Annotated in this window: 2 protein-coding genes and 1 tRNA gene; 2 read left to right on the top strand and 1 reads right to left on the bottom strand. The window is 68.6% G+C overall.

Going from position 1 to position 9,190, the window contains the following annotated elements:
* The first annotated feature begins 289 nt into the window (after positions 1–289).
* Positions 290–362 (top strand) — tRNA-Thr (locus ACIBAE_RS22095).
* 98 nt (positions 363–460) lie between these two features.
* Here the strand turns inward: ACIBAE_RS22095 and ACIBAE_RS22090 are convergent.
* The gene (locus ACIBAE_RS22090; RefSeq protein ID WP_399288160.1) at positions 461–3,079 is read right to left on the bottom strand and encodes a SpoIIE family protein phosphatase; all 2,619 of its coding nucleotides are present in this window, start codon (positions 3,077–3,079) and stop codon (positions 461–463) included.
* A 272-nt stretch (positions 3,080–3,351) separates the two neighbouring features.
* On the opposite strand from ACIBAE_RS22090, the gene ACIBAE_RS22085 reads away from it, so the two are divergent.
* Entirely contained in the window at positions 3,352–8,925 is a 5,574-nt protein-coding gene (locus ACIBAE_RS22085; protein WP_399288157.1) for a HAMP domain-containing protein, read from the top strand.
* The last annotated feature ends 265 nt before the right edge of the window (positions 8,926–9,190 follow it).

Below are 9,190 nucleotides of genomic sequence, written 5' to 3'. Positions count from 1 at the left end.
CTGCAGGGGGGACCCTGTGGGAGAGTAGGACGCCGCCGAACAATTATTGTGGGAAGGCCCCGCACCTTATGGTGCGGGGCCTTTTCGCGTTCACCGTCAGTTCGTCTCCGCGCAGTTCGTCTCCGAGCTGCGTGCCTTTTGAAGCGCGAAGCGCTGTTCCGCACCTGCTGTCCAGGGCGGGGGCGGTGCGGCTCGTCGCCGGCCTTGGTCCCCGGCGTACGTTCCGCGTTCGGCGCTGCCGGGGGTTCTGAGTGCCCCGATCATCGGGTATAGTTTCTCTTGTTGCCGCGCCCCAATAGCTCAGTCGGTAGAGCGTCTCCATGGTAAGGAGAAGGTCTACGGTTCGATTCCGTATTGGGGCTCAAGTAAAAGAGTAAAAGAAAGGCCCCCGCCAGTGGCGGGGGCCTTTCGCATGTCCGAGGCCGGCAAGCCGCAGGCGGCGGCACGTCGCTGACAGCGGTCAGTGGGCGAGGTGGGGCTCCGGGATACGCATGGTCAGGATCGCCATGTCATCGGATGCGGGTTCGGCCGCGAAGCGTTCCACCGCGCGCAGGACACGGGCGCCGACCGCGCCGGCCGTGAGGCCCGTACAGTTTCTCAGGACATCGGCGAGGCCGTCGTCGCCCAGCATGCGGGTGCCCTCGCGGCGTTCCGTGACGCCGTCGGTGACGCACAGGAGGACATCACCCGGGTCCAGGGTGACCGTCTGCTCGTACAGCTCCAGGTCTTCCATGACGCCGAGCAGCGGCTGCGGTTCCGCCGAAGGTTCGACCGTGCCGTCCTGGCGCAGGCGCAGCGGGAGCGGATGGCCGGCGCACACCACCTTGAGAAGTGCGCTGCCGTCCTCCTGGGGCCACAACTCGCCGTAGAGCAGGGTGAGGAAGCGGCTGCGGGCGCCCTCGTCGAGGATCGCCGCGTTGAGTCGCTCCAGGACCGCGGGGCCGCTGAACCCCTCGCGGGCCAGCAGCCTGAGGGCGTGGCGGGCCAGGCCGGTGACGGCCGCGGCTTCCGGACCCGTACCGCAGACATCGCCGATGGCGAAGCCGTAGGCCCCGTCCCGGATGGGGAACAGGTCGTAGAAGTCGCCGCCGACCTCGTTGCCCTCGCCCGCCGCGCGGTAGATGACGTCGACCTCGACGCCGGGGATCTGGGGGAGGCCCTGCGGCAGCAGGCTGCGCTGCAGGGCCTGGCTGATGGCTGTGCGCTCGGAGTAGAGGCGGGCGTTGTCGAGGGCCAGCGCGGCCCTGCGCGACAGGTCTTCGGCCAGCTCCAGAATCTCCTGGCGGAAGTGGTCGTCGGAGGGCTTGCCGAGGGTCAGCATGCCGATGACCCGGTTGCGGGCCACCAGCGGCAGCACCACGGTCTCGCCGCCGACCGCGGCCGCCGTGGCCAGCGTGGTCCCGACGGACGAGACCTGCGTACCGCCGAGCTCGCGCATGGAGGTACGCAGCGCGGCCTGGTGGGCGGCGTCGGCGGGGGCGGTCCAGATGCGGGCGCCGGGGGCGGGGACCGGGTCGGGCGGGTCGATCTTGGACAGCAGGGCCTTGAGGCCGTCGATGCGTTCCTCGTCTTCGTGCAGCACGTAGGAGAGGTACGGGTCCGACGACTGGTCGGCGATGGTGTAGACGGCGCACCAGGTCGCGAGGGTGGGGACGGTCATCTGGGCCATCAGAGCCAGCGTCTGGTCGCGGTCCAGGGTGCCGGCGAGCAGGTCGGACGCTTCGACGAGGAACGAGAGCGAACCCCGGCGCAGGCGTTCCAGCTCGCCGAGGCGGGCGGATTCGACGGCCAGGGCGATACGGTCCGCCGCGAACTGCAGGCGCAGCGCTTCCTCGTTCGAGTAGCGGCCGGCTCCTTCGGCGGCGACACCCAGGGAGCCGGTGAGCCTGCCCTCGACCTTGAGCGGGACGGTCACGACGGAGCGCATGCCGGTGTCGTTCAGCAGCGGGACCGCCCCGGGGACGGCCAGGAGATCGTCGTGGACGGCGGGCATGCGTGCGGAGCCGTAGCGTCCGGTACCTGCCTCCACGGGGACACGGGCGAAGCGCTGGCGGGCCGAGGGGAGGCCGGTGGAGGCCCGTACCTCCAGTTCCGTCTCGTCGTCCGTGGCGAGGAGGAGGAAGGCCGAGTCGCCGTCGAGCATGTCGCGGGCGCGCTCCACCGTGCGCTGGAGGAGCCCGTCGAGGTCGTCGGGGGCGGGAGAGCCGATGAAGATCTCGAACGGGTCCGCGGTGCGGCTGTCGGCGCCCGCGTCGGTCGCGGGGGCGCGCAGCGGGGTCTGGATGACGGCTCGCTCGTGGTCGCGTACGAGGAGGCAGACCGTGGACGGTTCGCCGTGGGTGTCGCGCACACGGAGGTGGGAGGCGTAGACGGGGATGACCCGGCCGTCGGCGCCCGTGATGCCGTAACTGCCTTCCCAGCGGGAGAGTTGGAGCGCTTCGACGATGCCCATGCCGATGCCGGGGGTCTGTGGCCACGCGGCGAGGTCGGTGAGGGGTTTGCCGGTGACCTGCTCGGCTTCGTACCCGAAGAGGTGCCGCGCGTCCTCGTTCCAGCTGACCACGGTGGTGGCCCGGTCGATCTGGACGACGGCGACCCGTACCCGTTCGTCGGCGACGGGGAGCAGACTTGTCGGCAGGACGGGTCCCGCGGAGCGGGTGCCGACGGCGCGTGCGGGAAGGTCGAGTTCGAACCACACCTGCTTGTGGGTCGGCGTGTATTCGACGCCCCAGCGGGAGGCGAGCGCGGCGCAGAGCAGCAGGCCCCGGCCGTTCTCGCGGTCCGGGCTGCCGAACGACTGGGCGGAGCCCTGGATGGGCACCTCGCGCTCGGGGTAATGGTCGGCGACCTCGACGCGGACGCCGTCCTCCGTACGGAGGCAGAGCACATCGGCGGAGGTGCCGGCATGGATGACCGCGTTGGTGACAAGCTCGCTGGTCAGGACGACAGCGTCGTCGATGACTTCCGAGTAGCCCCACCCCTGGAGCGTGTCGCGGACAAAGGCGCGGGCCGTCGCGACGGACCGCCCGACCGGGTCGAAGGTGGCAGCCGCCCGCGCGGTGATCACAGCACTCCCCATTGGTGTCTCGTCGCTCCCCCGAGTTCTGTGCCCGTTCGGCGCGGCTTCGATTCGCTTGCCAGGCTAGACGGTCGGCGTCGGCCACGTGTCATGGAGTCCCGAGTCCGTGAAGCTGGGTTTCAAGGATTTGACGCTCGTGTGGTTACCCACCAACTGTTGGTCGGGACAGTGAGCCGAAGTGGAACACTGGGCAGGCTGTCGGCGACAGCCCGGGCAGTTCGGTCAACCCCTGCGGGAGGGACACGGTGGAGTCTGGCACGGCGGCGCGTGGCATGAGTACACGCGCGAAAGGCGGACGGTCCCGGAGCAATGGGACCGCCGAGGTGGACTCGGTGGAGCTGAACAGACTGCTGTCGGCCCTGGTGTCGATGCGGGACGGCAACTTCCGCAAGAGGCTGACCGTCTCCGGCGACGATGTGATGGCGGAGATCGCCGCCGTCTTCAACGAGGTGGCCGACCGAAATCTCCACCTCACGGGTGAGCTGGCCCGCGTGCGGCGGATGGTCGGGCGGGAGGGCAAGCTCACCGAACGGCTGGAGACCGGGGCCTGCGAGGGATCCTGGGCCTCCGCGATCGACGCGTCGAACGCTCTGGTGGACGACCTGGCCCGGCCCGTGTCGGAGGTCGGAAGGGTGCTCTCGGCGGTCGCCGAGGGTGACCTGGAGCAGCGGATGGATCTCCGTTCGCACTCCGTGGACGGGGCGGAGCGGCCGCTGCGGGGCGAGTTCCTGAAGGTGGCCCGTACGGTCAACAACCTGGTCGACCAGCTCTCCGCGTTCACCGACGAGGTGACCCGGGTGGCGCTGGAGGTCGGTACCGAGGGCAAGCTCGGCGGCCAGGCGAAGGTGCGCGGTATGTCCGGATCGTGGAAGGACCTCACGGATTCGGTCAACACCATGGCGTACCGGCTGACCGCGCAGGTACGTGACATTGCTCTCGTGACGACGGCGGTCGCCAAGGGCGATCTGTCGCGCAAGGTCACCGTCCATGTGGCCGGCGAGATGCTGCAGCTGAAGAACACCGTCAACACGATGGTGGACCAGCTGTCGTCGTTCTCCTCCGAGGTGACGCGCGTGGCGCGGGAGGTCGGCACCGAAGGTGAGCTGGGCGGTCAGGCGACCGTGCCCGGGGTGGCCGGGGTGTGGAAGGACCTCACCGACTCGGTGAACACGATGGCCGGCAACCTGACCAGTCAGGTGCGGGGCATCGCGGAGGTCACCACGGCGGTCGCCAGCGGTGACCTGACCCAGAAGGTCACGGTGAGCGCGCGGGGCGAGGTGGCCCAGCTCGCCGAGACGATCAACCAGATGACCGAGACGCTGCGTACGTTCGCGGACGAAGTGACCCGGGTGGCGAGCGAGGTCGGGGCCGAGGGGCTGCTCGGTGGCCAGGCGCAGGTGCCGGGTGCGGCGGGGACGTGGAAGGACCTGACGGACTCCGTCAACACCGTCTTCCGCAATCTGACCACGCAGGTGCGGGACATCGCGCAGGTGACGACGGCGGTCGCCAACGGTGATCTGTCGCAGAAGGTCACGGTCAATGTGGCCGGCGAGATGCTGGAGCTCAAGAACACCGTCAACACGATGGTGGGGCAGCTGAAGTCGTTCGGTTCCGAGGTGACCCGCGTCGCGCGGGAGGTCGGCGTCGAAGGCCGGCTGGGCGGTCAGGCCGAGGTGCCCGGCGCGGCCGGGACCTGGAAGGACCTCACCGACTCGGTGAACACGGCCTTCCGCAACCTGACCGGCCAGGTGCGGGACATCGCGCAGGTGACGACGGCGGTCGCCAACGGTGATCTGTCGCAGAAGGTCACCGTGGATGTCGCGGGCGAGATGCTGGAGCTGAAGAACACCGTCAACACGATGGTGGCGCAGCTGTCGTCGTTCGCCGACCAGGTGACGCGCATGGCGCGGGACGTGGGTACGGAGGGGCGGCTGGGCGGCCAGGCGCGGGTGGACGGCGTCAGCGGTACGTGGAAGGAACTCACCGACTCCGTCAACTTCATGGCGGGGAATCTGACCGATCAGGTGCGGCAGATCGCTCAGGTGACGACGGCGGTGGCGCGTGGTGACCTGTCGCAGAAGATCGATGTGGACGCCCGGGGCGAGATCCTGGAGCTGAAGAACACCATCAACACGATGGTCGACCAGCTCTCCGCCTTCGCGGAACAGGTCACCAGGGTCGCGCGTGAGGTGGGTACGGACGGCCGGCTGGGCGGTCAGGCGCAGGTGCCCGGTGTGGCGGGTGTCTGGCGTGATCTGACCGATTCGGTGAACGGCATGGCGGGGAACCTCACCGCGCAGGTCCGCAACATCGCGGGCGTCGCCACGGCGGTGGCGCGTGGTGACCTGTCGCAGAAGATCGATGTGGACGCCCGGGGCGAGATCCTGGAGCTGAAGAACACCCTCAACACGATGGTGGACCAGCTGTCCAACTTCGCCGAGCAGGTGACGCGGGTGGCCCGCGAGGTGGGCACCGAGGGCATTCTCGGTGGCCAGGCGGAGGTCCAGGGCGTCTCGGGTACGTGGAAGGACCTGACCCAGTCCGTCAATTTCATGGCGAACAACCTGACGTCGCAGGTGCGCAACATCGCCGAGGTGACGACGGCGGTCGCCAAGGGCGATCTGTCGAAGAAGATCACCGTCGATGCCAAGGGCGAGATCCTCGACCTGGTCACGACCGTCAACACGATGGTCGATCAGCTCTCGAACTTCGCGGACGAGGTGACGCGCGTCGCCCGTGAGGTGGGTACCGAGGGCATCCTCGGTGGCCAGGCCCGGGTGCGGGGCGTCACCGGCATCTGGAAGGACCTCAGCGACAACGTCAACACGATGGCCAACAACCTGACCAGTCAGGTGCGGAACATCTCGCGGGTCTCGTCGGCCGTCGCCAACGGCGACCTGACGAAGAAGGTGACGGTCGAGGCGCGCGGCGAGGTCGCCGAACTCGCCGACACCGTCAACACCATGGTGACGACCCTGTCCTCGTTCGCGGACGAGGTGACCCGGGTCGCCCGGGAGGTGGGCACCGAGGGCGAGCTGGGCGGTCAGGCCAGGGTGCCCGGCGTGTCCGGTACGTGGAAGGACCTCACCGAGTCGGTGAACTCGATGGCGTCCAACCTGACCGGTCAGGTGCGGCAGATCGCCACGGTCACGACCGCCATCGCCAAGGGCGATCTCACCAAGAAGATCGACATCGACGCGCGCGGTGAGATCCAGGAGCTCAAGAACACCATCAACACGATGGTCGACCAGCTCTCCTCCTTCGCGGAGGAGGTGACCCGGGTGGCCCGTGAGGTGGGTACGGACGGGCAGCTGGGCGGCCAGGCGCGGGTGCGGGACGTGGACGGCACCTGGCGCGACCTCACCGAGTCGGTGAACGAGATGGCCGGCAACCTGACCCGGCAGGTCCGGGCGATCGCCGCCGTCGCCACCGCGGTGACGCGCGGCGATCTCAACCTCAAGATCGATGTCGACGCGGCGGGCGAGATCCAGGTCCTCCAGGACAACATCAACACGATGATCGCCAACCTGCGCGACACCACTCTCGCCAACGAGGAGCAGGACTGGCTGAAGGGCAACCTCGCCCGGATCTCCGGCCTGATGCAGGGCCGCCGTGATCTGGAGGACGTGGCCTCGCTGATCATGAGCGAGCTGACGCCGGTGGTCTCGGCGCAGCACGGCGCGTTCTTCCTGGCGATGCAGACCGGGAATGTGCCGCAGGTCGGTACGGAGGTCGGCAGGGACGCCTCGTACGAACTGATCATGCGCGGCAGTTACGGCTACTCGGCCGGGTCGATGCCGACGTCGTTCCGGCCGGGCGAGACGCTCATCGGGACGGCGGCCGAGGAGAAGCGGACCATCCAGGTCAACGTCCCGCCGGGCTACCTCAAGATCTCGTCGGGGCTGGGTGAGGCGTCGCCGGCGCATGTGATCGTGCTGCCGGTGCTCTTCGAGGGGAAGGTCCTCGGGGTGATCGAGCTGGCGTCGTTCCAGCCGTTCACCCACATCCAGCGGGACTTCCTGAACCAGATCGCCGAGATGATCGCGACGAGCGTCAACACCATCAGCGTCAACTCCAAGACGGAGGTGCTGCTGAAGCAGTCGCAGGAGCTGACCGAGCAGCTGCGGGAGCGTTCGGCGGAGTTGGAGAACCGGCAGGAGGCCCTCCAGGAGTCCAACGAGGAGCTGGAGGAGAAGGCCGAGCTGCTGGCGCAGCAGAACCGCGACATCGAGGTGAAGAACACCGAGATCGAAGAGGCCAGGCAGGTGCTGGAGGAGCGGGCGGAACAGCTCGCCGTCTCGATGCGCTACAAGTCGGAGTTCCTGGCGAACATGTCGCACGAGCTGCGTACGCCGCTCAACTCGCTGCTCATCCTCGCCAAGCTGCTCGCCGACAACGCGGAGTCGAATCTCTCCCCGAAGCAGGTGGAGTTCGCGGAGACGATCCATGGCGCGGGTTCCGATCTGCTCCAGCTGATCAACGACATCCTCGATCTGTCGAAGGTCGAGGCGGGCAAGATGGACGTCAGCCCGACCCGGATCGCGCTGGTGCAGCTGGTCGACTACGTGGAGGCGACCTTCCGGCCGCTGACCGCGGAGAAGGGGCTGGACTTCTCCGTACGGGTGTCGCCCGAGCTGCCCGCGACCCTGCACACCGACGAGCAGCGTCTCCTGCAGGTGTTGCGCAACCTCCTGTCCAACGCGGTCAAGTTCACCGACAGCGGTGCGGTGGAGCTGGTGATCCGGCCGGCCGGCGCGGATGTGCCGCATGCCATCAGGGAGCAGTTGCTGGAGGCGGGTTCGCTGCGTGACGCGGACGGTGATCTGATCGCGTTCTCGGTCACGGACACCGGTATCGGTATCGCGGCGAGCAAGATGCGGGTGATCTTCGAGGCGTTCAAGCAGGCGGACGGCACGACCAGCAGGAAGTACGGCGGTACGGGGCTGGGTCTGTCCATCAGCCGTGAGATCGCGCGGCTGCTCGGCGGTGAGATCCACGCGGGGAGCGAGCCGGGGCGCGGCTCGACCTTCACGCTCTATCTGCCGCTGCACCCGAGCGAACTGCCGCCGCAGGGCTACCCGCAGCTGACGCCCGCCGGTATGCAGCCGCAGGGACGCGCGGTGGACGACGGCACGGCGGACGCGGCCGGCTCCTCGTATCCGGCGCCGGTGCCGGCGGAGCAGGCCGGTCCCGCCGCGCTGTTCCGGCGGCGCCGTAAGAGCGCGGCCGCCGGGGAGCAGGGGCCCGGAGCGGCCGGGCAGGGTACCCAGGCGCTGCCGGGAGGGGCACCGGGGTCGCCGGGGTCCGCGACGTCGGCGGGCTTTTCGGGTCTTCCGGGTTCCTCGGGTCCGGCCCTGGGATCGCTGGGCAGGCCGTCCGGCGGGTCCTACGCCGGTCAGGAGTCCTGGACCGTCGGTCCTGCCGGTACGGCCCGTCAGGAGGCGCCCCAGGAGCGCCGTACCTTCGCCTTCGCCGGCGAGAAGGTGCTGATCGTCGACGACGACATCCGTAACGTCTTCGCGCTCACCAGCGTGCTCGAACAGCACGGTCTGTCGGTGCTCTACGCCGAGAACGGCCGTGAGGGCATCGAAGTCCTGGAGCAGCACGATGATGTGACGGTCGTTCTGATGGACATCATGATGCCCGAGATGGACGGCTACGAGACGACGACGGCGATCCGCAGGATGCCGCAGTTCGCCACGCTGCCGATCATCGCGCTCACCGCGAAGGCGATGAAGGGGGACAAGGAGAAGGCGCTCGATTCCGGCGCGTCCGCCTATGTGACGAAGCCGGTCGACCCGGACCACCTGCTGACGGTGATGGAGCAGTGGATGCGGGAGAAATGACCGGTTGAGGTACGCGTCATCGAGGTGTCCTGACCGGGCCCGCCCGGGAAGGGGTGAGGCGGTGTGGGACGCCGCGATTGATGCGGTGATAATCGGGGAACGTTCTCGTCTCCCGCGACGTTTCCGCATCGAGCACAGTGACATCACGGTGACAGGGTGTGGCGACAAGCGGGGTGCGGCTACGATGACCGGCACAAGTACGGACGGCGTCAGGGAGTCGTCCCCAGGGGCGGCGCCCGGTGATTCGCCGAGCTCCGTGAGCAGG

It is taken from the genome of Streptomyces sp. NPDC051569, from assembly GCF_044454085.1.
In the GTDB taxonomy this organism is placed as follows: domain Bacteria; phylum Actinomycetota; class Actinomycetes; order Streptomycetales; family Streptomycetaceae; genus Streptomyces.
Note: the sequence above shows the minus strand (reverse complement) of the source record. Positions and strands in the feature narration are given on the sequence as shown.

What these genes read in the sequence shown, in the direction of transcription:
- ACIBAE_RS22090 (WP_399288160.1), bottom strand. Translation starts at nt 3,079, where the DNA reads ATGGGGAGTGCTGTGATCACCGCGCGGGCGGCTGCCACCTTCGACCCG.
- ACIBAE_RS22085 (WP_399288157.1), top strand. Translation starts at nt 3,352, where the DNA reads ATGAGTACACGCGCGAAAGGCGGACGGTCCCGGAGCAATGGGACCGCC.